Consider the following 24935-nt stretch of genomic DNA (forward strand, 5'->3'; position numbering starts at 1 on the left):
CAAGCTGGGCCGCGTTCGACTACATCAGCAACGCTTCGTGGATCGGGTGATCCGGGCCATAGCGCCCCTTTAAAAGCGTGATCAGTTCGTGTGAGAAGTTTTTGCCTGCATCAAGCAAGGATCGCAATTCGGCATCATTGCGGTCATTGGGGCCGACTTTTTCAAGCCGTGCACGCACGTCCGGATCGGAAAGTTCGCGCAGGAACCGATCATAAAGGTCGAGTGCCGGAAGGCTTTTTTCGCCAAACACGGTTTGTAGACGGGTGATTGGCGGGAGCTGCAAAAGTTCGGACAGTTTTTCGCGTTTTCCCGCATAATCGCGGTCTGCTGTTTCAGCGGCCGCAATAATACCGCCGAAATAAAGCATTTTCCGTGAGAATACGAGTTTTAAGCGGCGCGGCGCCCATGCCTTGCTGGCGTCGCCTTCGCGGGTTTTGATTTCAAAATCGACGCTGATGGTGCGGTAATAGCGGATGACGTCATTGACCAAAAAGCGCGCGATTGACTCGCGTGTCACCGTGGTCGTGACGTAATTGGCAATCAGGTCGTCAAAGAATTTACGTTTACCCGCCTCGTTATAGAGCCATTCGCATTCCAGCAAAAACAGCAAGCGCCTGGTGGTGATGGAATTGGTATCGCCATCAAGTCCGATCCGGTTCACCAGTTCTTCGGCGGTGATATAAGAAGAAAACGGGCCGTTTACCGCGGGTTTCTTGGTCACCATCTTGCCCAGAATATCGGCGACATCACGGTGCGGGGCTTGGCTTCGTTCGGCTTCACGCCCGATGATGAAGTAATCAAGGTCGGATTGATCTGATGCTTCGTGCCGTCCATAGGACCCGGTCACAACCACGCAAAAGGTATCGCCATGCAGGCGTTCGGCTAATGCGTCGCGCATTTCCGCCAAACGATGTGCAGAGTAATTTTGGTTGGTTGCGATGGTTGCCGGTAACAAGATGCGGTCAGTCCTTTGGTGCGACTCGTTGATCACCCACTATCTGCCTATAGGGTAAAGATTAATACCGCGTTTAACTGATATGGCGGATGTGCGTTTGAGGTGATTGACCGGGCGGGGGTTGGGCGCATAGTTTGGCGTGGCGTTCTGCCTTACCTTCCTTTTGAAAGATACCCCCATGGATATTGCCAATCTGCCCTTTGGGACCACTGACTGGTCGCGTATTGAGCCGACCGAGCATCGCGGTGAAACCGGCATGGCGACATGGCGCACCCAGAACTTTGGCCCGATCCGGGTCCGGATGGTGACATATTCGTCGGGCTATCTTGCTGATCACTGGTGCAGCAAAGGGCATATTTTGTTGTGTCTCGAAGGCGAGTTGGTCACCGAGCTTGAAGATGGCCGGACCTATACCCTGAAACCGGGGATGAGTTATCAGGTTGCCGATAACGCCGAAGCCCACCGGTCATCAACGCAAACCGGTGCGACTTTGTTTGTCGTTGATTGATCTTTAACCGAGATAGACCTGACTGGCGGGATAGGAAATCCGTGGCGGAACACGCCGGGCGAGGAAAAAGCCAAGGGTCAGCGGGCCGACACGGCCGATAAACATGATTACCCCGATGATGATGCGCCCGGCGGTGTCAAGCTCGTCGGTCGTGCCGCGCGATAGGCCGACAGTCCCGAATGCGGATGTGACTTCAAACACCAGATCAAGAAAATCGCCATCATGTGAAATGGTGATCAGGAAAATGCCCAGCATGATGACGAAGATGGAAATCATGGTCAGGGCGAGTACCTTCATGACTTCTTCAAGGCCAATGCTGCGCCCGAAGGCATGCAGTTGATTGTGGCGTTTGAAAAAGGCAATGGTCGCCAGAATAAGAACGATAAAGGTGGTGACCTTGATCCCGCCTGCGGTCGATGTGCTACCCGCACCGATTACCATTAAAAGCACGAACATCAATGCCGTGGTGTCGTGGATGGAGCCGATATCGACGGTATTGAACCCGGCGGTGCGCGTGGTCAGCCCTTGAAACCAGCTGACTTGAAGTTTGTCGAAAATATTGGGATAGGCGCCAAGTGTGCCGGGATTGTTCCATTCCAGAATGGCAAACACCGCCACCGACCAGATGGTCAGAATGGCGGTGCCCGACAGCATTATTTTGCTGTGCATTGATAGGCGCTGCCACGTGCGATGTTGTGACATATCGGAAATGACACTGAAGCCGATGCCGCCAATTACCAAAAGACCGGGAATAACCAGATTGATGACCGGGTTGGTGGCCCAGTGGGTCAGGCTGTCGGGCATCAGGGAAAAACCGGCATTGTTAAAGGCCGAAACAGAATGGAAAACCGAAAACCACAGGCCCTTGATAAGGCCAAATTCAGGCACAAAAACCAGAAGTAACAAAGCGGCCCCGATCAGTTCGCAAACCAAAACAACCCGCAGGATGGTTTTGACCAGCCCGACCAGGCGATCAAGGGACGTTTGACTAAGGTCTTCGCGCAAATAGGTGTGATGGCTAAGCCCGATCGGCAGGCCGAGAACCGATAGAACAAGGGCGGCGAAGGTCATCAACCCCAACCCGCCAAGCTGTATCATGATCAGAATGGCAACCTGACCAAACAGGGTGAAGTTTGTGCCGGTATCAACCACCGAAAGCCCGGTGACCGTGACCGCAGATGTGGCGGTAAACAGGGCGTCAGAAAAGGTCGTTGGTGTGGTGACCGAAATCGGTAAAGACAGAACAACTGCCCCGATCAGGATAAGGGCAAGATAAAGAACCGACAGCAAAAGCGGTGGGGGAATGCGGATTGGCGTTCCGGGGCGGTTCGGGAAAAAGATTTGCATGGCTTTTAGACGCCGTCGCTGAATTTGCGCAGGTTTTCACGGCGTCCGAGTATCAGGAGCCTGTCGCCTTCTGCGATGGTGACGGCACCGGATTCGCAACTGATAAAGTCCGATCCGCGTGACAGGCCAAGACAGCGCAGATCATAGGTCTTTTCCAGATCAAGGGAGTCGACCGTTTGCCCATTCAGTGAGTCGGGCGTTTGAAAATTGATGACATGCATGCCGTTGCCAAGGCTCAGGTAATCGCGGACAGCGGGGTTATGAAGTTTCTGGGCGATGTGCTGGCCGATTTCCTGTTCGGGCAGGATAACCCGATCCGGTTCGAGTTTTGTCAGGATACGATGATGGGTCTTGTTGATCGCCTTGACCCAGACGGTTTTCACGCCAAGCATTTTGACATTCATCGTGCAGAGAATGTTGGCTTCCAGATCTTCGCCAATGGCGATCAGTGCAACATCGAATTTATCGACCCCGGCCTCGCGCAGGGCTTCTTCATCCCGGCCATCGGCGATGACGGCTTCTGAAAGGGTATCAGACAGGGCGGCCACCGATTTTTCGTTGATATCAATGCCCATGACGTGATTGCCATACCGCACCAGATCAGAGGCAACCGTACTGCCCACGGTGCCAAGCCCGATGATCACGAAAGTCCGATTGTGGTTCCGGGCCATGTCCGCTGTGTCCTTTTTAACCGATGTGGGTTTATGCCCGCGATGCTACGCCGGGGCATCGTTATCAGTCAAACAGGCAAGCAATATCGTCCTACATCACAGCGCCGATTTGCCACGGGACGAATTCGGCATTGCCAAAGCCCAGGGCTTCGCTTTTGCTTTCGGTTCCTGATGCGACGCGCAGGAACATTTCGAATATTTCATGGCCTTTGTCTTCGATGGTGACATTCCCGTCGGCAATGTCACCGCAATTGATATCCATGTCTTCGTGCATGTTTTCATACATCGCCGTGTTGGTCGAAAGCTTGATGCACGGGCTTGGAATATATCCCGACACCGATCCACGGCCGGTGGTAAAGGCGATCAGGGTCGCGCCACTGGCGATTTGACCGGTCACCGAGCAGGGGTCATATCCGGGACTGTCCATAAAGACAAAGCCCTTCTTATCGATGATCTGGCCGAACTGATAAACGTCTGTCAGCGGTGCTGTGCCACCTTTTGCAACGGCCCCGAGTGACTTTTCCAAAATGGTTGTCAGACCGCCGCGTTTATTGCCGGGTGATGGGTTGTTGTTCATTTCACCGCCGCGCACAGACGTATAGTTTTCCCACCAGTTGATCCGATCAACCAGTTTCTGGCCGACTTCAACGCTTATGGCGCGTCGGGTCAGAAGATGTTCCGCGCCATAGATTTCCGGTGTTTCCGATAAAATGGTGGTGCCGCCCTGCCGGACCAGAAGGTCGGAAGCATATCCAAGGGCGGGGTTGGCGGTGATGCCGGAATATCCATCCGACCCACCACATTGCAATCCAACGATCAGTTCGGATGCCGGGACACGCACGCGTTTAACCTTATTGGCGCGTAGCGCAATGTCGCGCAGGATATCCACACCGCGTTCGACGGTTTGGCGGGTGCCGCCACTGTTTTGAATTGTCATGTAATGGAAGTTGCCATCATGACGCAGTTTTTCCGCCCCGACCAAATCTTCGACCTGCATGGCCTCGCACCCCAACCCGACAAGCAAAATGCCGCCAAAGTTCGGATGCTTGGCATAGCCTGACAGGGTGCGAAACAGGGTGTCATAGCCTTCGTCATGGCGGCCCATGCCACAGCCGCTGCCGTGGACGATGGGCACAATGCCATCGACATTTTCAAGTTCGGCAAACCAGCTGGTTTTTTCCGCCTGTTCGGCCATGAAGCGCGCGACGCTGCCCGAACAATTTACCGAGGTCAACACACCGATATAATTACGGGTGCCAAACCGTCCGTCACTGCGTGGATACCCCATAAAGAATTCAGCTTCCGGTGCAGCAGGCAGTGCTGCGATATCCTTGGCAAAGTCATAGTCCTGGCGATGTTCGCTCATGCCGATATTGTGGGTATGAACATGATCGCCCGGCGCAATATCGGTGGTGGCCGCCCCGATAATCTGACCATAGCGCAGCACCGGGTCGCCAGCCGCAATCGGGCGGATGGCGATTTTGTGCCCGCGTGTGACCGGTGTACTCAAGAGAACCCCACTTTGGGAAATCCGGGCACCCTTGGCCAGATTGCCGAGCGCAATTTCAACATTATCGCCGGGATGCAACAGAATGCTGTCTGGGGATGAAGTGGTCATGTGCTTGGTCCTCTGTATTGATGGGGGGATTACTGCCGATACAGAAGATCGGGCAGGAACAACGTTATGGACGGCACAAAGGTCAGAAGCAGCAGCACCGCGATCAGCGGCACGAGAAACGGCATGGTTGCCTTCGCACATTGCTCAAACGGTACGGATGACACCTTGGAAAGCACATAAAGCACCATGCCGATGGGCGGGGTTAAAAGCCCGATCATCAAATTCAGGATCACAATGATCCCAAGGTGGACCGGATCAATGCCAAGCTGCATCGAAATTGGCAGCAGCACCGGGACCAGAATTGAAATCGCGGCAATCGTTTCCATAAACAGACCGACCACCAGAACAATCAGTGTGATGATCAAAAGAATCAGGGTTTTATCCTGGGTCAGGGCAAGAAGCGTTTCGGAAAACACGACGGCGGCCTGATTGGCAGCAAGAATCCATGCAAAGACACTGGCTGTGCCGACGATCAGCATGATTGATGCAGTGGTTTCGATGGTTTCAACAGATACGCGCACCAGTTTTTTCCAGCTGAGCGTGCGATAGACCAGCATGCCGAGAACAATGGCATAGCTTGCCGCACACACAGCAGCCTCGGTCGGGGTAAAGATCCCCGATGCAATACCGCCAACAATGATCACCGGGGTCAATAGCGGCAGGAAAGCGGTCTGGAACGTCGATCCAACGAGCTTTGGGCTAAAGGCGACATCGCGTGGGTAGTTGCGTTTGCGCGCTATCCACCAGACCATCACCATCAAGGATGCGGCCATCAGCAATCCGGGAATGATCCCGGCCACAAACAGTTCACCGATGGATACCGATGCCATCACCCCGAAAATAACAAGTGGCAGGGATGGGGGAATGATCGGGCCGATGGTCGAGGAGGCAGCCGTAATGCCAACCGAAAAGTCGTCATCATATCCAGCATCGCGCATGGCTTTGATTTCAATGGCGCCAAGCCCGCCCGCATCGGCGACCGCCGCCCCCGACATGCCGGCAAACACAATGCTGGCCCCGATATTAACATGTCCCAGTCCGCCATGGGACCAACCGACAAGCGCGCGGGCAAAGGCGAAAATACGGCTTGTGATGCCTGCGGAATTCATCAACCCACCGGCCAGAATAAAGAACGGAATGGCCAGCAGTGGGAAACTGTTCATGCCATTGATCATGTTATGAAGCAGCACAACCGACGGCATGCCTTCGATCAGGATGTAAATGAGCGATGAAAGGCCAAGTGCAACGGCAATCGGGACGCGCACGGCAATAAAAACAGCCAGCGATATCAGAAGGATAAGGAAGCTCATCAGGGTTTACTCCGCAGCAGCACATAAATCTGCCGCACGTGGACGGCGACAAGCACACCAAGGGCGACCATGATCAGCCCGTAGAAGTAATATTTGGGAAATGGGAGAGAGACCATTTTCTGATAGGAGGTTTTGGTCATCAGTTCGTTGAGCGAATAGATGGCAAAGCCAAAGAACCCGGCCGAAAGGGTAAGGGCGATGATTTTAAGCCGTGGCAGGGCCCGACCGGCCAGTTTGTCGATGATTTCAAGCCGGATGTGGCTGTCGACGAGCTGACATTTCACCGCCCCGACAAAGGCCACCAGAATAAGCAGATAGCGTGCGATTTCTTCGGTCCATGCAAGGGAGTCATTGAGCACGTAGCGGGTAAAGAATTGCAGGAATACGGTCACGAACAGAGCACAGAAAATCAGGAGCGCGGGAATATCGGCCCATGTCAGTTTGAGGCTGGCATGTGTGTCGGCCTCTTGCTTTTCCTGTTCGGTAAAAAGATCCCCGTTAATGTCGGACATGTGTGTCTCCGTCGGAAATCGGACATGGCGCAACCGGGGAAACAAGGTTCCCCCGGCTGGAAGCTGAACAAAGTTAGGCAGGTTACCCTTTGATGGCTTCTAGGCGCTCAAAGATTTCTGGATCCCATGGCATGTCGTCGCTTTTCAGGCGCGGGGCGATGACATCAATGAACGGGCCGCGGTCGACTTCATTGACCGTGACACCCTGTTCACGGAACCAGTCGGCCAACTCATTTTCGTTTTTCACGATTTCATTGGATGCGCCGATCCCGGCTTCCTGAAGGGTTTCAAGCAGAACTTTGCCGTCTTCATCCCCCAGTTTGTCCATGGTGGAAGGCGACACCAGCATGATCAACGAGTTGATGATGTGGCCAGTCAGATTGATGTTCGACTGAACTTCATAGAATTTCTTGAATTTGATGGTCGGAAGCGGATTTTCCTGTGCGTCGACGACACCCTGTTGCAGAGCAAGATAGACTTCGGAAAAGGCCATTGGCGTCGGGTTAGCACCGGTTTCCTTGGGGAACATCTGATAGGCCGGGGCATTCGGGGTGCGGATTTTAAGACCCTTCATATCGGCCGGTGTCAGGATCGGTTTGTTCGAGGTCACATGACGTGCGCCGTAATAAACCAGCCCGGCGATCTCATTGCCGGTGACACCGGTATATTCTTTGGACAGTTCGGCAAACAGGTCCGACTTGGTGTAGTTCAGCCAGTGTTCGTAACCGCGCAGCGTAAACGGATAATCGGAGATCGAAATCGGTGGGTATGTCTGCCCGAGGTAGGCAACGCCGGTATAAATGATGTCGATTGAACCGAGGGTCAACGCCTCGTTGATGGCGGCTTCCTTGCCGAGCTGGGATGCCGGGAAGACTTCGATTTTATAGCGGCCATCGGTACGTTCGGCGAACAGCTCGGATGCTTTTAAAGCCGCACGGTGATACGGGGTATCGACCTCATAGACATGGCCGAATTTCAGGACTTCTTGCGCGCTGGAAATTTTGGGCATTCCGGCAAGGGCAACAAGGGCCGTTAGGCCCATGACGGTGCCACGGATGAGTTTCCGGGTGAACATTGTAACCTCCATGATTTTGAACTCTTTTTTTGTTCTATTTTCGGTTTCATCTTAGGGAACAGTTGCCATCCATCTCAACTGTCTTTAATGCTTAAAAAACACTTTAAAAGACAGTTGTCGCCGTGGCCCGTTCAGACCGAAAATTCAAGACCAGCTTCAACACATGGCTCGACAGTGTATCGATCGGGAATTCTCCTGATACGATATCGGGTTTGGCGCGGTTGCTGGTTGTGAGCCGGACTTTGGCGCGCCGCGTTTTGGAACGCGCAATCGAGATTAATCTGATTTCATCAACCAGTTTTCCGATTGTATTATTGCGCCAACCTCAGAAGTCCGATTACTTTCCGATTTCGGAAATCAGAAGCCTCGAAGAACGGCTTGAGACCGATTTCATGATGTGGCTGAAAGACGCGCAACCAGCCCCCGGCAGCCGTCTGAGCGAGGCGGCTTTGGCCCGGCGGTTCGGCGTTTCAAATACTGCCATCCGTGAATTTCTGATTGGGCTGAGCCGGGTTGGTTTTATTCGCAAGGAACCACAGCGCAGCTGGATCCTTGAAGGGTTCACCGAGCAATATGCGCTGGAGCTTCATGAAGTCCGCAGGATGTTTGAATGCCGTGCCATCCGTGCAATTTTTGACATTCCTGAAGATGAGCCGTTCTGGGGAAAGCTGTTGCGCCTGCGTCAGGAGCACATTCAATTACGCAGCGAAATCGATACGCGGTTTACGGAGTTTTCAGAGCTTGATACCCGTTTTCACCGGACCTTGAATGCCGCCGCCGGGAACCGGTTTATGGATGGTTTTCAGGATTCAATATCGGTGATTTTCCATTTTCACTATCGCTGGTCTAAGAAGAACCAGGTCGGGCGCAATGGATTTGCAGTGCAAGAGCATCTTGAGATTATCGATGCCATCCTTAGAAAGGATCAAGGGGCTGCGACGGCTGCACTTGAACGGCATTTGGAAACAGCCCATCAGACATTTATTGCATCATTACAGCGCGATTAGGGGGCGTCATTGGCCGGGAAGGCTCTCGTCAAAAGGCTCTAGTCAAACAGGCTGGCTGCGGCGGCCTGTTGTGCCGGGTCTGTAAGGCTGCCGACGCGACGCAGGAACGAATTTTTTTCTTCGTAATAGCGTTTTGACAGGTCGGCGAAGCATTTCACATCGACATCGGCGTTGATGTGAAATTCGCGCTTGGGCACCTTGGTTTTGTTGTCTTCAAGAATGGCGGCGGCGGCACTGAATTTGTTCTGATCAACCGCGTCAACAACCCCGTCGAGCTCAATCCGGTTTTTCAGACTGAACAGGAATTTTTTAAAGGTCGGGTGGCGTTGCAAGAACGCCTTTTCGGTCAACAGGAAGTCATCGGCGGCAAAGTCCGGGGCATTATTGACGACAAATTCGCGGCATAAATGGTCGGTGGCAAAGCACATCGGGCCAAAAATGAAATTGCGATAGATGTCTTCTTTAAGCTGCCAGAACTTATCAAGCCGTTTGAGCGATTCGTCATCAAGTTTGACGGCGGCTTCGAGCAGCAATCTTGGATGACAATGGACATAGTTCGGATGGACGTACGTCTTGGTCCGACTGATGCCCTCCAGCGTGTCGATATTGACCGGCCCCGACAAAAGGCTGGCGTGCGGGTGGGTCGATTTTTTCGACAGAAGCGCAATCACCTCATCGGGATCAACGCCATGTTTGACCAGCAGATGGTTGACCGAAAGATCAAGCTGGACCTCGCCGGTGATGATCTGATTGGTCAGTTGGTGGTGATTACGGTTGAACCGCCGGGCAAATTCCGGTTCCAGCGTATGGGAAAACGGACCATGGCCAATATCATGTAGCAGTGCGGCCGCACCGAGAAGGTCGCGGTCAGCCTCCGACAAATCCATCAAGCGGCAATATTGCTGCGACAGCAGGGCCACACCAATGGTGTGATCATAGCGCGAATGGCGGATATTGGCCGGTCGTCCATTGGGGTGGAACAGATAATCAATGGCCCCCAAAAACGAGATTTCGCGCAACCGTTCAAAGGCGTGCGATGCAATCAGCTTTTTGTGCAGCGGACGGTCAAAGGCCGAGGCGATCTGGGATCGTTTGAAATGGTAATTATACTGCGGTGCATCGCGAAACAGCAGTTCCCATTCGGCGATGTCATCGGCATTGAAATTGGTGTCGAACAGGTCGCGAATTTCCGGTCCATCATCCTTGGAAGCCTTGAGCGCGGCGGATTCCTTCTGTGACGCGGCAGGCTTTGCCTCCGCGTGCTTCGCAAAAAGATCTAGCTGCGGTTTTAGACTCATATTCGGGACGGGTACGCTGTATCTGTTGTTAACGACGACACCGCAGACATAGCCCGATTCATACGCCATGTCATCGCGGTTTTTCCATGGGATGACCCCGTGAAATGCGGCTCCAGCCAAGGCTGTTGCTGCAATGATGCGAAACGGTGGTAAAAGCACCCCGTTTTCACCATAATAATAGCTCATAAACACAAACGGTTAACAACACGTGACACGGCAGGCATCCGATCAAGCTTCTGATCAAGTTCGGCGAAAGGAACAGGTGAAGGTATTTTCGCGCAAATATCCCGGATTTCGGCTGTCGGGAGTCTGGCAGTGGGCGTGCGGTGCGCTGACCATGCTTGTTGTTTCGACGCAACTTCATGCGCAGGATAAATTTCGACTTGATAATGCCCCGGTGATTGTATCGGAACCGGATGGCAATGCCGGTATTGGTGTGACGATTTTTGGCAGCCTTGCGGGATTAAGCGACCGCGACTGGCTGGTGGTTGGGTTGGCCGCATTTATCGGTGCGGCGATTGCAGCCTGGGTTGGCTGGCGACTGTCACTGCGCATGCGCCGTCATCTTGAAGAAGTCGAAGATCACGAACATGAACTGGCCGGTGAAACAGAACTTTTCACCCAGCTTTTATTCGCCGGTCCGGACCCGGTTTATTACTGGAGCCATACAGGATTTGCTGAAGGTGCCAGCCCGGGGTTAAAGCGGGCCTTTAGCCTTGGTGCGGATGGACGGTTCCCCGATTTGCTTGATCAATTGCGCGATGAGGATGCCAAGCTCCTTAAGGAACGGGTGCGTGGTCTTAAAACCGGGCATGAACGGTTTGAACAGTGGGTGAATACCCTTGATGAGCGCAAATACCATGTGACGGGGATGTCGGCGCGCAAAGACCGGTCGGCCGATGTGTTGGCACACGGATTGTGGTTCCGCGATGAAACCCGCCATACCCGCGAACGCGAAAACCAGTTTGGCGATTTTCAGGTTCTTAAACATGAGGTTTCCGGGCTTCGGTTGTTGCTTGATAGCTTGCCGTTCCCGGTGTGGCGGCGTGACAGTGAATTGCGGCTGATTGATTGCAACGCGGCTTATGCCGATGCGGTTGAGCGGTCCAGCATTGAGGACGTGCTTGAAAATCAGGCGGAGATTGGCGCAGGCATTATTCCCGATCACGGGCGTTCGCTTGCCGCATCGGTGCAGCGCAATGGCGAGGACCTGACACGTGATTATCACGTGGTTATTCGCGGCGACCGCAAATTGCTGCGCATTACCGAAATGCTGTCACAAAACCCCGATGCGTCGGATGAACTGATCGGGTTTGCGATTGATTGCACATCGGTCGAGGAATTGCAGTCTGATCTGTCGCGTCATATTCGCGCACATGCTGAAGTTCTCGAAAACCTTGGAACGGCGATTGCGGTTTACGGCGGGGACAAGGGGCTTATTTTCTTTAACACCGCCTTTACCAAGCTTTGGGATCTTGATGACGAATGGCTGTGGTCTGAACCGACCCATGATGATGTTTTGCGGCGTTTGCGCGATGAACGCAAATTGCCCGAAGTCACCGATTTCAACCAGTTCCGCAATACTGAAAATCAACGGTTTACCGATCTTCTGAAATCCGAAGAAGATCTGATGCATTTGCCAAATGGCATGACGCTGCGCCGGTTTACATCACCCCATCCGTTTGGCGGGCTGATGTTTGTTTATGAAGATGTCACTGACAAATTGGTGCTTGAAAGCAGCTATAACACCCTGATTGCGGTTCAGCGTGAAACGCTTGAAAGCCTGCATGAAGCCGTTGGCGTTATCAGTGGGGATGGTCGTTTACGGCTGCACAATCATGGTTTTGCCGATCTTTGGGGACTTGATCCGGCGTTTCTTGATGCCGCCCCACATTTGGCCGAGGTGGTTGAAAAGTCGCGTGAATACTGGCGTGAACGCGATGACTGGGACAAATTCAAAAGCCGGATGGTGGCCCGCATCACCAACCACGAACCGATGAATGGGCGGCTTGAGCGGTCTGATAACTCCATTGTCGATTTTGCCATTGTGCCGTTGCCCGATGGGGCGGTGATGATGTCCTATATTGATGTTACCGATACCATCCGGGTCGAACGTGCGCTGCGTGAACGCAACGAGGCGCTGCGAACTGCCGATCAGATGAAATCAGACTTCATTTCCACCGTATCGCGCGAGCTGACCAAGCCGCTTGATCATATTAATGGCGAGTCGGATCGTTTGATCCCGCATCTGAGCGGTAATGTCGCCCGGTCGGTTGAAACCATCCGGTCCGAAGCCCAAAGCATGCTGGCCCTTGTCGATGACATGCGCGATCTGGCGACCCTTGGATCGGGGCAGGTTGCCCTTGAACTGGATACGGTTGATCCAAGGCGGTTGCTCCGATCCCTCGAAGCGTTGACCCGGGCACGGTTAGCCGAATTGAATGTGTCGCTGCGGCTCTATTGTTCGCGCAATATTGGCTGGATGGTGGCCGATGAGCGCCGGTTGAAACAGGCCCTGTTCATCCTTGTGACCAATGTGCTGCGCTCCGCCCCCGAAGGCAGTGAAGTTTCCGTCATGGCGCGTTGACGCGGTGAGGATATCGAAATTTCAATATCGCTGTCGGATGAAGCCCCGCAGCCGATGTTGTTTGAAGGATTGCGCGACGGCGAAAGCCCATCTGCAAGGCGTGCCCTTGGCATGGCGATGGTGCGTGCGGTTGTTGAAATTCATGGTGGCCGGGTCAAGATCAGCCGCGATGGCCGCGAAATCGCCTGTATCCTGCCTGCGGGCGAAGAAAGTGATCTTTGATCTGTTGATGTTTGCGTTACGTCACGGATAGGTGCTGTGCGGATCGCTTCCCCGATCAAGGAAAAAGGCGCCGGATTTCGGCGCCTTTTGCATGATGTCTTAGCACTTTGTGCGCAGTGTTAAACCGTGAAGGGAGCGTCCTTGCCGGCGACAAAGGCGTCAATGTTATCAAGCGCACGGAATCCCATCGCATTGCGGGTTTCAACCGTGGCTGATCCCAGATGCGGCAACAGAAACGTGTTGGAAAGATCGCGATAAGCCGGTTCGATATTCGGTTCCCCGGCAAATACATCCAGCCCCGCCGCTGTCAGCTTGCCCGATTTCAATGCGGCAATCAGGTCCTTGTCATTGACGACATCGCCGCGTGCGGTGTTCACAATGATTGCCCCGTCGGGCAGTTTGGAAATGAAGTCGGTATTGACCATACCCTTGGTTTCCGGGGTTGACGGGCAATGCAGTGACAGGAAATCACAATGGGGCAGCAGGTCATCCATACTGCTGTGATAGGTCGCACCATTTTCCTGATCTTTGGGCAGTTGGCTCCGGTTGAAATAATGGATTTCCATATCAAAACCGCGGGCGCGCTTGGCAACCGCCTGTCCGATACGGCCCATGCCGATGATGCCCAGCTTCTTGCCGGTGACCTGTGTGCCCATCAAATGGGTCGGACGCCAGCTTGACCATGTATCATTGCGGACTTCGGCCTCGCCTTCGCTGGCGCGGCGTGCGGCACCGAGAATCAGAAGCCATGCAATATCGGCGGTGGCATCTGTCAGAACGCCCGGCGTATTGCCAATAATCACACCCTTTTTGCGCGCCGCTGCGATATCAATGTGATCGGTCCCGACCGAAAACGTGGCGATGATTTTGACACTGTCTGGCAGGGCGTCAAAAAACGCCGCATCAATCGGATCACCAACCGATACAAGGGCGGCATCCGCACCATGGCACAGGGTCAGAATTTCATTGCGCGACAGTGGATCGTCATCTTCCTGCGTTCGGATGTCATAGTGTTCCGCAGCCCGTTTTGCGACGGCGTCGGGCAATCGGCGGGTGACGGCAAGAACCGGTTTCATGTGTGTTTCTCCCTGATGAGGATGATTTTTTTGCGGTTTATGGTTTTAGAATAACTGTCCAAGGGCCAGTCGGATACCGATGGATGTGATCACCATGGATAACAGGAAATCGGCCATGACAATCGCACTGGCCGTCGGGATCTGAACCGACAGGGTCAAACGCGCGATATAAACGCCGTAGACCAGCATCGCGATGACCGCGACCATGACAAATCCGCCCGGTCCCAGCATGGGGAACAAAACGCCCAGTAACAGTGCGACAAGATACACCGCCATTTGCAGGACGCTTGACCAGTTATAGACCGTGATAAAGCCGATATATCGTTCGGTACGCCCCAAGATTGGCATCACTTGGTACATCAAGACCGGAAATGCCAGCCATTTAATGACATAGGCAACAACTTCGACGGTCATATAGCGTCCGACCGGGAAATCTTCCGGTGCGTCAAGCAAATCATGCCAGCGTAAAAATGCAAAAGCCGGGAATACGATGATGGCGGCCAAAAAGGATCGCCAAAATCCGTTTAGGGAAAAATCAAAAAATGTCAGCCCGTTGGCATCGCCACGGGCAATGCGCCAAGTGCCGTAAAGGGCACGCAGGGTTTCACTCGACATGTTCATGCGGGGCTGTTTTCCGACTGTGGGGCAAATGTAAAACAGATTATGTATCAGGCCGTTCATGGTCCGCAAACAGCTTATCGCTGATTGACCCTCCTTCACAAGGCACCTTGCCCGAACGTCTTTGCTTGTAACACCGGTATTGGGCGGTGGGGCGCGAAAATAAGACAGCAAACACGGGGTGGCGGGAAAAACATGCAGGACAAATCAGACGAATATGCGTTGCGTTTGTCCTTCATTGAGGCGACAGAGCCCGGTTCCCTGACCTTGGCAAGGTTGTATCTGGAGATGGCGACCAGTCAGCATCACAGCAAACGGGATTATGCCCTGAGCTTGTTTGATAAGGCCGATCAGCTTTTTGCCAGTCATTTACCCAAGGCGCGCGATGCTGCGATTGCCGGATTATCACTTAGCCTGAACAACCGCGCGGCCCTTGAGCTAGATGCAGGGCAATGGGAATGGGCGATAGATGCAGCGTCTCAGGCGGTTGCACTGCGTCGGGATCGGTTGAATGGCTGTGTCGGACGCAAGGATGATCTGGAACGACTGGATCTTGGCTATTCACTGGCGGCACTGGTTTTGGCCATGCGCGGTGCGGGTCAACTGGATTTGGCACGCGATGCGGCAGGTGAGGCGATCCGTATCCTTGGCCGGTTTGCCGGGATGAATGATCAGGAAGCTTTTGTCTTGCTGACCAAACTGATTTGTATCTATGCCGAATTGTGTGATGACACCGGTCAGGTTCCTGATGCGGCGTTGCTGTTGCCATTGGCAAAGGCGTTTTACAACAGCAAACGACCACAGGGCCAAGACGCACCGTTGTGACGGCAAGCCGAGCTGGTAATTCAAGAAGATCAAGGCGCAACCTGACATACAAGGTTGCGCCTTGATGACTTAGTTGATGCTGCTGACCGACCAGCTAACGGCGATTTCCTGATTGGCGGGGACGTCGATGTCCCAACGGATCAGGCCGGGTTGCACAAGGACATGTTTGTGGTTTTCGGCATTAACGACCCAATCACTTGGCATGTTTTCGTAAATTGTGATCATTTCTGCCCGTGAACTGGTGTTGCTGATTTTCCATTCAAGGTCCGCTGTGACCGCATCGGGCATGTTTGGGCGTGCCTTACGGGTAAAGGACGTCACATGGCGCGTACCCGAAACATCACTGGCCTTACCAAGACGAAGGGTGGCTTCGCGTTCAACCGGGGTCAGCGACAGGTTATCTTCACCGACAAAGCGGGTGTCGCCCGATTGACTGTTGGCAAAGATGCGTACGATGCCATCTGGCCACGGGCTTTGATTATCCGCCCCGCCTTTGTTGGTGATCTTGATTTCAAGATCAGGGCGGACAAAGTCCGGTTCGCCATTTTGGCCCATGTTATAAGCATTGCTTGAGCCATTGAAAATGGCGCGACGGGTGACAGGCAGGGATTGTTTATCAATCAACGGCAAGATTACGGTATCACCATCTTGCATCGAAAGGCCGTCAAACGGGCCATAGACATGCAGGTTTTCAAAACTTTCGCGATCCGGTGCGGCACCGGATGAATCGGCCATGGCCGACATCATCATTTCATTGCGGGCCGCCTTGGCAACTGGCATTGGTGCCTGGCTGACCCGGTTGGGATCACCGGCCACCAGACGCAATTGCGCATCATCGAACGCCGCCCCGGATTGATTGGTTACCCGTGCGATCGCCGACAGTGTCAGGTTGTTGGCATCACTGTCATAGTGTCCGACATAGGACGTGCTCCAGCCAATCCCGCCCAGAAGATAGGCCATCGAAAGATGATCAAGGGCCGATGTTGTGGCAATTTCAGCCTCAATTGATGGATCGGGGGAAAAGCCGTCGGGGAGCTTACTGATGATAATCTGACTGACCGGGACCTGTTCAATTCCGGCATCGGTTTGCACCAGCGCCATGCCCGACAGGGACAGCAAGGTGCCTTCAATCAGGTCATCATCGCGACGAATGATGACTTCCTTGCCGATCTGATTGCGCAGAAGGGCGGTGAAGGCGTCTGCACCATTCATCGAATTGCGAAGCGACGTCCAGACGAGGTCGCTGTTGTTGGGCGTGCCGATCAGAAACGAGTCATCCATCACCGTGGGGGCAAGACCGTCAATCTGAAGGATACTTTGGCCTTCGGGGATGGCGGCGGTGCGCTGTTCGGCAACCATCGCCAGATTGCCGGGATAGATGCTGAGCTGCAATTTTGTCCGGTTGGTGGCCGAAACGGGAATTGATGTATTGAGCTTGGCCCGGTTTTCAGAGGATTCTTGCGCGCATGCGGTCTCGATATCCGGACCAAAAAAAACAGCCGTACCCAGAAGTGCGGCAAGTGCAAAACGGTTTCGCAGTGTTACAGACATTCCCGATCCCTTGTCCGGTTAATGTGGTTTCATGAATGCCACTTTCACGCGAAAACATGGCAGGATCAAGGAAGGGAGTAGGCCAACCTGAACTTGTTCTCAGCTGGTTGGTGGCACTGGGGTCTTGCAAGGTTCGAGCAAAAAGGCGCAATGATGCTGGGCTCTTAGGTTGAGCCAGAGCACAACAAGCGTCAAACTGATTTACGGTATCTATTTTACGATGTGATGGAAGTCATAATGTCCGGCTTCGGGCAGGTGGTGTTGGTAGGCGGACTGACGTTCCGTATCAATGATAATTGGTGCGCGCAGATTGACGGACATGGACACATCGCCGTTATTTTCGGGCTTGTGCAGAGTGACAATCAAAAGCACAGCGCCGTCATTCTTTTTGATGCCATGGATGGTGAAGGCCTGTTCAAGGTGTTCCGGGTTAATTGTATCGCTGTCCATATTGTAGGGGGCAACGATAAAGGCCAGTTCCGGTTCGGTCAGGCATTGCATCAGGAGAAAACTGCTTGCGCCGTCTCCGGGGAAGTTTGCCAAGGCAAAGACATTATGGTCAGGAAAGCCTTTTAGTCCCGCAGGGAAATAAATGGCTTTGTCCCATTCAAATTCGCGTTCACCAAACAGGGTTGTTAACCTTACAGAAGACGGTACCGCTTGAGGTGCCGGGGGAGTCGTTTCTGTGGGTGTGGCCATCACTTCCTCCTGCTGATCAGTTGTCAGCACATGTGCATGAGATAAAACGCATTTTGGGGCTGTATTGCCCGATTTCAAGGCTTTATTGCAATAACGGCTATGGAATTTGGCTAGTTTTCAAGATCACGGTGAAACAGAACAGGTATTGGGTCACTAAATCCTTTTACCCGAATGGATTCATGCTGTTGATAATGACGCAATAAAACAGATCCTGAAACGGAACTTTCGTTGCGTATCTGGTTGGCGAAACTTTTACTCATGACAGTGTCGGTCTCAAGCTTGCGGGTTGCACGTTCAAGCCGGGCAGCAAGATTGACAGTTGCCCCGATTACAGCAGGGGTTACGGCTTCGCGCTGTCCGATGTCACCCACAACGGCGGGGCCAAAATTAAGCCCGACACCAATCCGGAGCGGTAAGCCGTCATCTGCGGGTTCGCGAGCTTGCCATTCAGAAACCTGCGACACGATGGCCTGACTTGCGCACAGGGCATTTGATGCGGGGCACGGGAGGTCATCAAAGGCAGCAAAGCTGGCCATCACCGCATCACCGATATATTTTTCGACAATCCCGCCATAGGCACCGATCTGTGTGGTGGCGATCTGGTGAAACTGGTTGAGGAATTTCATGACGTCTTGCGGATCGCGTTTTTCGGCAAAGCCGGAAAACCCGATAATATCGGCAAACATGATGACGCATTCACGGCGTTCGCCAACCCGTATGGGTTCATCGCGATCGGCAAGACGGTCGGCAAGGGCGATAGGGAAATAGCGCGCCAGATTGCCATGTGCGCGTTCGGCAGCGGCAAATTGGTTGATCAACACGCGTAAGCGCGAAACCATTACCGCACAGGCCAACGTAAACACGACAACAATGACCACTTGTTCGGCCAAGGCAGAGATATCGACAAATTCCGGCAGATTGTAAGTGTCGATCAGTTCCTGCTTTGTCGGGTTCCAGTCGTCGCCAAAATGCTGGGAAATAATGACGCCGGGACGATGCATCAGCCAGACGATTGCCGTAATCCACGCCATCAACAGCCAAAAACCGAACCACAGGATCAGTCGCGGCGAAAATGTCATGATGACAAGCGCCATCATGATCATTGAAAAGACTACGCCACGGTCACGCACAACAAAGCCATACAGCCACGCGGGATGATTGGTGAGCGGATTAAGGGGATCGGGCACCACCGATATATAAACAATCAGTCCGGCATCAATGACTGCCAAAAGATACAGCAGCCATACCCATTTTCCGCCGCGTGCTGCGACCAACAATTGAATGAAAACACCGGGAATGAACCAGCCGAGAACCTCGAGCAGGGTGTAAAGCGTACCGGTCGGAGAATCCGGTTTGCTGAACAAAAGCAGGATAAAGGCCAGCATGCAGATGCGCAAAAACGCAACAAGGATCAGTCCGCGCTTTTCTTCGCGTGCGACAAGCCGGTCAAACAGTGAGATTGTGGGGTCAGTTCTTGATTGCATCAGCAAGAAGCTGTTTGAGCCCGTCGGCATCCTTGATCACCAGACGTCCGTCACGGCGCGTGATCATGTCGCGCTTTTCAAGTTCACGCAGTTTCTTGTTAACTGCTTCGCGCGTCACACCCAGCATCAGGCCGAGTTCCTGCTGTGACAGCGGAAGGGCAATGCGGATGCCTTCGGGGTCCGGGCCGCCATGGCGTTCGGCAAGCCAGAGGATGCGTTTGATCAGGCGCGCCATAAGATCAAGGAAGTTGGCATCTTCGAGTAAATCACTGACCCAGCGCAAACGGCGACACAGAAGAGCCGTGATATGGCGGCGCAACGGTGCTTCGCGGTCAAATATTTCAAAGAAGGCATCACGTGAAATGAACAGGAAGCGCGTCGGGCCAACGGCGCGTGCGGTTGCGGTGCGCGGTTCGCCGTCCAAAAGGGCGATTTCGCCAAACACGGCACCTGGGGCAAGCACGTTCAAAACGATTTCCTTGCCGGTTTCCGACACCGATGAAATGCGAACCTTGCCGGCTTCGACAGCATAAAGGCCGTCTGCCGCAGCCCCCTTTTCAAACAGCAATTGACCGTCTTCAAGGCGGCGCACAGTGGCCTGAGCAGACAGCTGTTCAAGCAGTTCAGGATCAAGATCCTCAAACAGGAAGCTGCCCGCCAGAATACGCGAGGCAATTTTTGCAAGCTGGGGTGATGTGGGGCCGGTGAGAGTGTTCACAGAATTCACTTTGGAAATGGTTTTATATCAGAGTTCATCGGATCAATTTCACAGTTAAACTAGCACAAATACAGGAATTTACAGCAAGCAGTTTTCGAGGGTCATGTTATTGGCATGATTGTCGAAATGATCTTGCTGCATTTACCGAGCCGATTCGCATTCCCATCCTTAAATTCCAATCTCTAATCGGCAACCTTGATGAGGGTTTTGATCATCGGTTCTGTGTCGTTTGACGGGGTAAGTGGCTGTTTTTGATAAAAATATAGAATGTTTGACAAAATCTCCTATATTTTTTAAATTATCCTAATTCCGAAAAGGGACCGCAAAACAACAAGATTGTTTGAAGCAACCAAGGTCTACGGAATTTTGTTTAATCGGGAGGACGTAATGAAGATGATTTCCAAGGGTGCCCTTTTGGGTGCCGTTTCTATGGCTGCTGCGTCATTTGGTTTTTCGGCGCATGCTGCTGACGTAACGCTGAACTTTGCCCACGTTGATCCGGCAGAGTGGACGACCTCAAAAAAAGGTGCCGCGTCGCAGGTCTTTAAAAACATTGTCGAAGCAGAATCCGGTGGCCGTATTGAGGTTGCCCTGTTCCCCGCCGGTTCGCTTGGCGGCGAAACTGACCTTTTGCAAAATACACAGGACGGTACGCTGGCCATGTCGATGGTTTCAGGCCCGTTTTCAAAGGTTTGCCCAGAAGCGGCCGTCCTTGATGTGCCGTATGTTTTCCCGAATGCCAATGTGGCGTGGAACGTACTGGATGGTGATTTCGGCAAGGAACTTGCCGCACATTGCTTGGAAAAAACCGGCCTGCGCACCTTGGCGTATGGTGAAACTGGTTTCCGTAACTTTACCAACTCCAAACGTGCCGTTGCCCAGCCGTCGGATATGGAAGGTCTGAAAATTCGCGTCATGACCGTCCCGCTGTTTGTTGAGATGGTCAAGGCACTTGGTGGTGAGCCAACTCCGATCCCGTGGCCGGAAGTTCCGACCGCCCTTACCACTGGCACGGTTGATGGTCAGGAAAATCCGATCAGCGTGATCTATGCCAACAAATTCTACGAAATGCAGAAGTACCTCACACTTGATCGTCACGTTTATGGCACCGACTTTATTGTCGTAAATGAAGCGATCTATCAGGATCTGTCCGAAGCAGATCAGGCGCTTCTGCGTCGTGCTGCGGGTGTTGCATCAAACGTTGGCCGTGCAATTCAGCAGTTCAATTCCGCAGAAGGTGTTGCCAAGCTGACCGAGGAAGGCATGGAAGTGACCACGCCGACCGCAGAGCAGCTCAAAGCGTTCCGTGATGCAGCACAGCCGGCTGTGATCGAATGGCTTTCGGGCCAGATTGATGCGCAGTGGATTGAAAAGCTGCAGGCCGCTGTTGTCGAGGCAGAAGCCTCGATGTAATCGGTTTTGGCGGACCGGGTGTTTCTCCTTTGAGCCTGGTCCGTCCTTTTCTCCCGCCACCATGCTTTTTCTAAAAGCATTCCGTTGTCCGCGATAATCCGGGGGACCCCCATGCAACGCGTCGAAATTGCGTTTATGCGTTTGCTCGCCGGACTTTCGGGGATCAGTATCCTCGTTGTCTTTGGCGTTGTTTTTGCTGGCAGTGTGAGCCGTTACCTGTTTTCCGCCCCCCTGCAATGGAGCGAGGAGGTCGCAAAATATGCGATGATCTATGGCTGCATGTTTGGCGTTGCCTATGCCTATTTGCAGGGCAAACAGATTACTTTCAGCATTGTCATTGATACCGTTCCCGAGAAGTTCCGGCGCAAGCTCAGTCTGTTGGTTGATGTCGCCACATTGGTGCTGGGCGGCATCCTTGCCTATGCCGGGCTGATTTTTGCCGGAAAACGTGGTGGCATTGTCGCATCGGGCATTGGCATTCAAATGTATTGGGCGCAGATCGCGATTACCGTTGGCGGTATCTGTCTGGTGATCGCAGCTATTTTACGCATTATTTCGTTTTTTAAGGCCGTGCCGACCGGGGGTGAAGCATGATTACCGGCGTTACCCTGCTTGTTTTGCTGGCGATTGGCGCACCGGTCGCATTTGCGATTGCGCTTGGCATTGCCGCCTATATCGGGTCTGGCACCTTTAGCATCGACTTGCTGCCCCAACGCATTTTCGCGGGCATGGACAGTTTTACCATTCTGGCGATCCCGCTATTCGTGCTGGCCGGTGAACTGATGAATGCCAGCGGCATTACATCGCGTGTGATCAATCTGGCCAATGCGTTGGTCGGTCATGCCAAGGCCGGTTTGGCGCAGGTCAATATCTGGTCATCGGTGATCTTTGCCGGACTGTCCGGCTCTGCGGTGGCCGATACCTCGGCCATTGGCCGTATTTTTATCCCGTCGATGGAAAAGGAAGGCTATCCGCGTGATTTTGCCGCCGCGCTTACCGCAGCATCATCGGTGATTGGCCCGATCATTCCGCCAAGTATTCCCGTGATCATCTATGCGCTGATCACAAGCAATGTGTCGGTACCCGCCCTGTTCCTTGCCGGGATTGTTCCGGGCTTGTTATTGGCGATGGCGCTGTCGATTTATGTCCGGTTCTTTGTAAAGAACTATGCCACCCCGCGTGAACGGATGAATTTCCGTGAAAAGCTGAGTGCGCTTTGGAACGGTGTGATCCCGCTGTTTATGCCGATCTTTGTCATCGGGTCGATCCTTGCAGGGATTGTCACACCGACCGAAGCGGCAAGCTTTGCGGTGTTTTATGCGCTCGTTGTCGGGTTGTTTGTGTTTCGCGAACTCAAACCGGGCGACCTTCCGAGCATATTTTCCGGGGCGATGCGTGATTCTTCAAGTATTCTGATCATTATGGGAACGGTTGCTGCGGCCAACTGGTTCATGACGTTTGCCGGTATTCCACAGGCGGTCAGCCAGTTTGTTCTGGGCTATGTTGACAGCCCGGCGATGTTCCTGATCCTGATCAACCTGATGTTACTGGTGGTTGGTCTTGCTCTTGAGGGCATTGCCGCGATGTTGGTGCTGGTGCCGATCCTGCATCCGATTGCGCTGAGCCTTGGCATTGACCCGACCCATTTTGGCATCATCGTTATTTTCAATCTGATGATTGGCCTGATCACACCGCCGATGGGCTTGTGCCTGTTTGTTGCTGATGCGATTGCCGGTGTTGGCATGGCCCGAATGATCAAGGCGATCATGCCATTCTTCCTTGTTGAATTGTTTGTGTTGCTGGTCATCACCTTTGTTCCGGGCATTGTCACCTTCTTGCCGGAACTGTTTGGATTTTAGGATACCGTCCCATGTTGAAACTCGGTCTTATCGGTAAAGGCATTTCACGCAGCCAGTCGGCCCGACTGCATGTGTTGCTCGGCCGTATGTGCGGGATGGATGTTAGTTACGACTATCTCGACAGCGATCAGATTGAGGATTTCGATCTGATCAAACAGCTGACCACATGCACGGAATCCGGCTATGCGGGGGTCAATGTCACCCATCCGTATAAAACCAGTGCCCGCAAGCTGATCACACCGCGTAAACGTCTGCCAGCAGCCCTTGGTGCTGTGAATACGGTTGTGTTTTGCGAAGATGGCTGGCGCGGGGATAACACCGATTTTGTTGGCTTTATGCGCGGCTATAAAAAGCAGTTCGGGGATGCAAAGCCGGGAACGGTTTTGCAGCTTGGTGCGGGGGGTGTTGGCCTTGCAACCGCGTTTGGTTTACGCGGGCTGGGGGTTGATAAAATCCTGGTCCATGACAAGGACATCACGTGGGGCGAAGAACTGGTCGCAACGTTAACGGCGGCGGATGCGCAGGCCGAATTTGTCAGCGCAGAAAATCTGTCGGATGCGGTGCGCAGTGCCGACGGCCTGATCAATTGTACGCCAGTCGGGATGAACCAGTATCCGGGCTGTCCGTTTGATGTTGACTTGCTGGGCGGTCAGAGATGGGCGTTCGATGCGGTTTATACCCCGGTTGAAACGTCGTTCCTGCGTATAGCAACGAAATCGGGGATTGAAGTCATGACCGGCTTTGAACTCTTCTTCTTTCAGGGTATTGAAGCATTCGAGGTTTTCAGCGGGGCGGAAATTGATGCCGATGCTGCAAGACAGGATTACTTCAATGCCTATCCCGAGGCATTGACGGGTTAGGGGAACACGATGAGCACCAGCACAGTTGCCGAAACGGTCTATAACGAAATTCGCGATGACATTCTGTATGGCGAGTTGCAGCCTGGCGTGAAGCTTAAGCTTGATGCCCTGCGCGAACGTTATAACGCCGGGGTCAATACGCTGCGCGAAGTGCTAAACCGCCTTGTCGCATCGGGATTTGTCTTTGTCGAAGGTCAGAAGGGGTTTCGTGTTGTCGAGACATCGCCGTCCAATTTCAAGGAATTGACGTCGATGCGGCTGCTGCTTGAATGCGAAGGTCTGGCCGCCTCGATCAAGCAGGGAGATGTCGAGTGGGAAGCCCGCGTTGCCGGTGCCCATCACAAACTGTCCTCGATTGAAAAGCAGATGCTTTCCGAAGAAAGCCGCGAGCTTACGGTCCGCTGGAGCCAGTATGACCGCGAATTTCATCAGGCGTTGATATCGGCGTGCGGATCAGATTTGCACATGCGGCTGCACCGAGAAATTTTCGATCAGTTCCGTCGTTATGTGGTGATCGAGCTTAAGACACACGGCTTTCGCGCCCATGACATTATCGACGAGCATCGCGCGATTTATGACCTCGCGCTGGCGCGTGACCTTGATGGCGCGATTGCAAAGCTGACCGACCATATTGAAACCTATCGGCGTCGTCCGCAGGATTAAACTGGCAGTGCGTCGTCACGCCGCATCACGTTTTAAATCCTTGCGGTGAATGACCCGGT

At 53.4% G+C, this 24935-nt stretch carries 24 protein-coding genes; 10 read left to right on the forward strand and 14 right to left on the reverse strand.

Annotation, left to right across the window (positions count from 1 at the left end):
• Window positions 1-19 precede the first annotated feature (19 nt).
• Entirely contained in the window at window positions 20-898 is an 879-nt protein-coding gene (locus AC0VXT_RS00395) for a DUF294 nucleotidyltransferase-like domain-containing protein (RefSeq protein WP_475547043.1), read from the reverse strand.
• A gap of 235 nt (window positions 899-1133) precedes the next feature.
• Here AC0VXT_RS00395 and AC0VXT_RS00400 point away from each other — a divergent pair, with 235 nt between their 5' ends.
• Entirely contained in the window at window positions 1134-1463 is a 330-nt protein-coding gene (locus AC0VXT_RS00400) for a DHCW motif cupin fold protein (RefSeq protein ID WP_475547044.1), read from the forward strand.
• Between the two features lie 3 nt (window positions 1464-1466).
• Here AC0VXT_RS00400 and AC0VXT_RS00405 read toward each other — a convergent pair whose 3' ends face one another.
• The 6 genes from AC0VXT_RS00405 to AC0VXT_RS00430 all read right to left on the reverse strand — a co-directional run bounded on the left by AC0VXT_RS00405 (window position 1467) and on the right by AC0VXT_RS00430 (window position 7996).
• Window positions 1467-2810, reverse strand: coding sequence for a TrkH family potassium uptake protein (locus AC0VXT_RS00405; RefSeq protein ID WP_475547045.1), 1344 nt, complete (start codon window positions 2808-2810; stop codon window positions 1467-1469).
• 5 nt (window positions 2811-2815) lie between these two features.
• Window positions 2816-3481, reverse strand: a complete 666-nt coding sequence (locus tag AC0VXT_RS00410) for a potassium channel family protein (RefSeq protein ID WP_475547046.1) — start codon at window positions 3479-3481, stop codon at window positions 2816-2818.
• Between the two features lie 91 nt (window positions 3482-3572).
• Window positions 3573-5099: a UxaA family hydrolase gene (locus AC0VXT_RS00415; protein WP_475547047.1), complete on the reverse strand. Its 1527-nt coding sequence runs from the start codon at window positions 5097-5099 to the stop codon at window positions 3573-3575.
• Between the two features lie 29 nt (window positions 5100-5128).
• Window positions 5129-6409 carry a TRAP transporter large permease gene (locus tag AC0VXT_RS00420; protein WP_022733898.1) on the reverse strand — a complete coding sequence of 427 codons (1281 nt, stop codon included), beginning with the start codon at window positions 6407-6409 and terminating at the stop codon, window positions 5129-5131.
• The gene (locus tag AC0VXT_RS00425) at window positions 6409-6921 is read right to left on the reverse strand and encodes a TRAP transporter small permease (RefSeq protein ID WP_101301083.1); all 513 of its coding nucleotides are present in this window, start codon (window positions 6919-6921) and stop codon (window positions 6409-6411) included. Before AC0VXT_RS00425 ends, AC0VXT_RS00420 begins: the two co-directional genes overlap by 1 nt.
• Window positions 6922-7003: 82 nt before the next feature.
• The gene (locus tag AC0VXT_RS00430; protein WP_475547048.1) at window positions 7004-7996 is read right to left on the reverse strand and encodes a sialic acid TRAP transporter substrate-binding protein SiaP; all 993 of its coding nucleotides are present in this window, start codon (window positions 7994-7996) and stop codon (window positions 7004-7006) included.
• Between the two features lie 122 nt (window positions 7997-8118).
• Here AC0VXT_RS00430 and AC0VXT_RS00435 point away from each other — a divergent pair, with 122 nt between their 5' ends.
• Window positions 8119-9003, forward strand: coding sequence for a GntR family transcriptional regulator (locus AC0VXT_RS00435; RefSeq protein ID WP_475547049.1), 885 nt, complete (start codon window positions 8119-8121; stop codon window positions 9001-9003).
• 38 nt (window positions 9004-9041) lie between these two features.
• Here AC0VXT_RS00435 and AC0VXT_RS00440 read toward each other — a convergent pair whose 3' ends face one another.
• Complete coding sequence (locus AC0VXT_RS00440; RefSeq protein ID WP_475547050.1) at window positions 9042-10487, reverse strand: HD domain-containing protein; 1446 nt, start codon at window positions 10485-10487, stop codon at window positions 9042-9044.
• A gap of 76 nt (window positions 10488-10563) precedes the next feature.
• Between AC0VXT_RS00440 and AC0VXT_RS00445 the strand changes: the two genes are divergently transcribed.
• Together AC0VXT_RS00445 and AC0VXT_RS00450 are read left to right on the forward strand one after the other, a co-directional pair.
• Window positions 10564-12888, forward strand: a complete 2325-nt coding sequence (locus AC0VXT_RS00445; protein ID WP_475547051.1) for a sensor histidine kinase — start codon at window positions 10564-10566, stop codon at window positions 12886-12888.
• 54 nt (window positions 12889-12942) lie between these two features.
• On the forward strand, window positions 12943-13110 hold the full coding sequence (locus AC0VXT_RS00450) for an ATP-binding protein (RefSeq protein ID WP_475547052.1): 168 nt from the start codon (window positions 12943-12945) through the stop codon (window positions 13108-13110).
• Window positions 13111-13229: 119 nt separating this feature from the next.
• On the opposite strand, the gene AC0VXT_RS00455 is transcribed toward AC0VXT_RS00450, so the two are convergent.
• Window positions 13230-14186 (reverse strand): 2-hydroxyacid dehydrogenase, encoded by a 957-nt coding sequence (locus AC0VXT_RS00455; RefSeq protein ID WP_475547053.1) that lies wholly within the window; start codon window positions 14184-14186, stop codon window positions 13230-13232.
• Between the two features lie 45 nt (window positions 14187-14231).
• Window positions 14232-14807 carry a hypothetical protein gene (locus tag AC0VXT_RS00460; RefSeq protein WP_475547054.1) on the reverse strand — a complete coding sequence of 192 codons (576 nt, stop codon included), beginning with the start codon at window positions 14805-14807 and terminating at the stop codon, window positions 14232-14234.
• 192 nt (window positions 14808-14999) lie between these two features.
• Here AC0VXT_RS00460 and AC0VXT_RS00465 point away from each other — a divergent pair, with 192 nt between their 5' ends.
• Window positions 15000-15629: a hypothetical protein gene (locus AC0VXT_RS00465; protein WP_022733890.1), complete on the forward strand. Its 630-nt coding sequence runs from the start codon at window positions 15000-15002 to the stop codon at window positions 15627-15629.
• A 69-nt stretch (window positions 15630-15698) separates the two neighbouring features.
• Here the strand turns inward: AC0VXT_RS00465 and AC0VXT_RS00470 are convergent, their stop codons facing one another.
• From AC0VXT_RS00470 to AC0VXT_RS00485, 4 genes are all read right to left on the reverse strand, one after another.
• The gene (locus AC0VXT_RS00470) at window positions 15699-17180 is read right to left on the reverse strand and encodes a DUF4139 domain-containing protein (RefSeq protein ID WP_475547055.1); all 1482 of its coding nucleotides are present in this window, start codon (window positions 17178-17180) and stop codon (window positions 15699-15701) included.
• A gap of 210 nt (window positions 17181-17390) precedes the next feature.
• Window positions 17391-17957 (reverse strand): flagellar assembly protein FliW, encoded by a 567-nt coding sequence (gene fliW, locus AC0VXT_RS00475; protein WP_475547056.1) that lies wholly within the window; start codon window positions 17955-17957, stop codon window positions 17391-17393.
• 32 nt (window positions 17958-17989) lie between these two features.
• A complete protein-coding gene (locus AC0VXT_RS00480; protein WP_475547057.1) occupies window positions 17990-19363 on the reverse strand; it encodes an adenylate/guanylate cyclase domain-containing protein in 1374 nt (457 codons plus the stop codon).
• The gene (locus AC0VXT_RS00485; protein ID WP_101301067.1) at window positions 19347-20081 is read right to left on the reverse strand and encodes a Crp/Fnr family transcriptional regulator; all 735 of its coding nucleotides are present in this window, start codon (window positions 20079-20081) and stop codon (window positions 19347-19349) included. Before AC0VXT_RS00485 ends, AC0VXT_RS00480 begins: the two co-directional genes overlap by 17 nt.
• Window positions 20082-20468: 387 nt before the next feature.
• Here AC0VXT_RS00485 and AC0VXT_RS00490 point away from each other — a divergent pair, with 387 nt between their 5' ends.
• From AC0VXT_RS00490 to AC0VXT_RS00510, 5 genes are all read left to right on the forward strand, one after another.
• Complete coding sequence (locus AC0VXT_RS00490; protein WP_475547058.1) at window positions 20469-21494, forward strand: DctP family TRAP transporter solute-binding subunit; 1026 nt, start codon at window positions 20469-20471, stop codon at window positions 21492-21494.
• 111 nt (window positions 21495-21605) lie between these two features.
• Window positions 21606-22088, forward strand: a complete 483-nt coding sequence (locus AC0VXT_RS00495) for a TRAP transporter small permease (protein WP_102784556.1) — start codon at window positions 21606-21608, stop codon at window positions 22086-22088.
• A complete protein-coding gene (locus AC0VXT_RS00500; protein WP_475547059.1) occupies window positions 22085-23353 on the forward strand; it encodes a TRAP transporter large permease in 1269 nt (422 codons plus the stop codon). The genes AC0VXT_RS00495 and AC0VXT_RS00500 overlap by 4 nt, the downstream gene beginning before the upstream one ends.
• A gap of 11 nt (window positions 23354-23364) precedes the next feature.
• Window positions 23365-24213 carry a shikimate dehydrogenase family protein gene (locus AC0VXT_RS00505; protein ID WP_475547060.1) on the forward strand — a complete coding sequence of 283 codons (849 nt, stop codon included), beginning with the start codon at window positions 23365-23367 and terminating at the stop codon, window positions 24211-24213.
• A 9-nt stretch (window positions 24214-24222) separates the two neighbouring features.
• Window positions 24223-24876 (forward strand): GntR family transcriptional regulator, encoded by a 654-nt coding sequence (locus AC0VXT_RS00510; protein WP_475547061.1) that lies wholly within the window; start codon window positions 24223-24225, stop codon window positions 24874-24876.
• The last annotated feature ends 59 nt before the right edge of the window (window positions 24877-24935 follow it).

This window comes from Thalassospira sp. Z349TD_5, from assembly GCF_056173045.1.

Bases quoted from the DNA above. Each gene is read 5' to 3' on its own strand.
- AC0VXT_RS00395 (WP_475547043.1), bottom strand. From the start codon at position 898: ATGCGCGACGCATTAGCCGAACGCCTGCATGGCGATACCTTTTGCGTG.
- AC0VXT_RS00400 (WP_475547044.1), top strand. From the start codon at position 1,134: ATGGATATTGCCAATCTGCCCTTTGGGACCACTGACTGGTCGCGTATT.
- AC0VXT_RS00405 (WP_475547045.1), bottom strand. From the start codon at position 2,810: ATGCAAATCTTTTTCCCGAACCGCCCCGGAACGCCAATCCGCATTCCC.
- AC0VXT_RS00410 (WP_475547046.1), bottom strand. From the start codon at position 3,481: ATGGCCCGGAACCACAATCGGACTTTCGTGATCATCGGGCTTGGCACC.
- AC0VXT_RS00415 (WP_475547047.1), bottom strand. From the start codon at position 5,099: ATGACCACTTCATCCCCAGACAGCATTCTGTTGCATCCCGGCGATAAT.
- AC0VXT_RS00420 (WP_022733898.1), bottom strand. From the start codon at position 6,409: ATGAGCTTCCTTATCCTTCTGATATCGCTGGCTGTTTTTATTGCCGTG.
- AC0VXT_RS00425 (WP_101301083.1), bottom strand. From the start codon at position 6,921: ATGTCCGACATTAACGGGGATCTTTTTACCGAACAGGAAAAGCAAGAG.
- AC0VXT_RS00430 (WP_475547048.1), bottom strand. From the start codon at position 7,996: ATGTTCACCCGGAAACTCATCCGTGGCACCGTCATGGGCCTAACGGCC.
- AC0VXT_RS00440 (WP_475547050.1), bottom strand. From the start codon at position 10,487: ATGAGCTATTATTATGGTGAAAACGGGGTGCTTTTACCACCGTTTCGC.
- AC0VXT_RS00450 (WP_475547052.1), top strand. From the start codon at position 12,943: ATGTTGTTTGAAGGATTGCGCGACGGCGAAAGCCCATCTGCAAGGCGT.
- AC0VXT_RS00455 (WP_475547053.1), bottom strand. From the start codon at position 14,186: ATGAAACCGGTTCTTGCCGTCACCCGCCGATTGCCCGACGCCGTCGCA.
- AC0VXT_RS00460 (WP_475547054.1), bottom strand. From the start codon at position 14,807: ATGAACATGTCGAGTGAAACCCTGCGTGCCCTTTACGGCACTTGGCGC.
- AC0VXT_RS00465 (WP_022733890.1), top strand. From the start codon at position 15,000: ATGCAGGACAAATCAGACGAATATGCGTTGCGTTTGTCCTTCATTGAG.
- AC0VXT_RS00470 (WP_475547055.1), bottom strand. From the start codon at position 17,180: ATGTCTGTAACACTGCGAAACCGTTTTGCACTTGCCGCACTTCTGGGT.
- AC0VXT_RS00480 (WP_475547057.1), bottom strand. From the start codon at position 19,363: ATGCAATCAAGAACTGACCCCACAATCTCACTGTTTGACCGGCTTGTC.
- AC0VXT_RS00490 (WP_475547058.1), top strand. From the start codon at position 20,469: ATGAAGATGATTTCCAAGGGTGCCCTTTTGGGTGCCGTTTCTATGGCT.
- AC0VXT_RS00495 (WP_102784556.1), top strand. From the start codon at position 21,606: ATGCAACGCGTCGAAATTGCGTTTATGCGTTTGCTCGCCGGACTTTCG.
- AC0VXT_RS00500 (WP_475547059.1), top strand. From the start codon at position 22,085: ATGATTACCGGCGTTACCCTGCTTGTTTTGCTGGCGATTGGCGCACCG.
- AC0VXT_RS00505 (WP_475547060.1), top strand. From the start codon at position 23,365: ATGTTGAAACTCGGTCTTATCGGTAAAGGCATTTCACGCAGCCAGTCG.
- AC0VXT_RS00510 (WP_475547061.1), top strand. From the start codon at position 24,223: ATGAGCACCAGCACAGTTGCCGAAACGGTCTATAACGAAATTCGCGAT.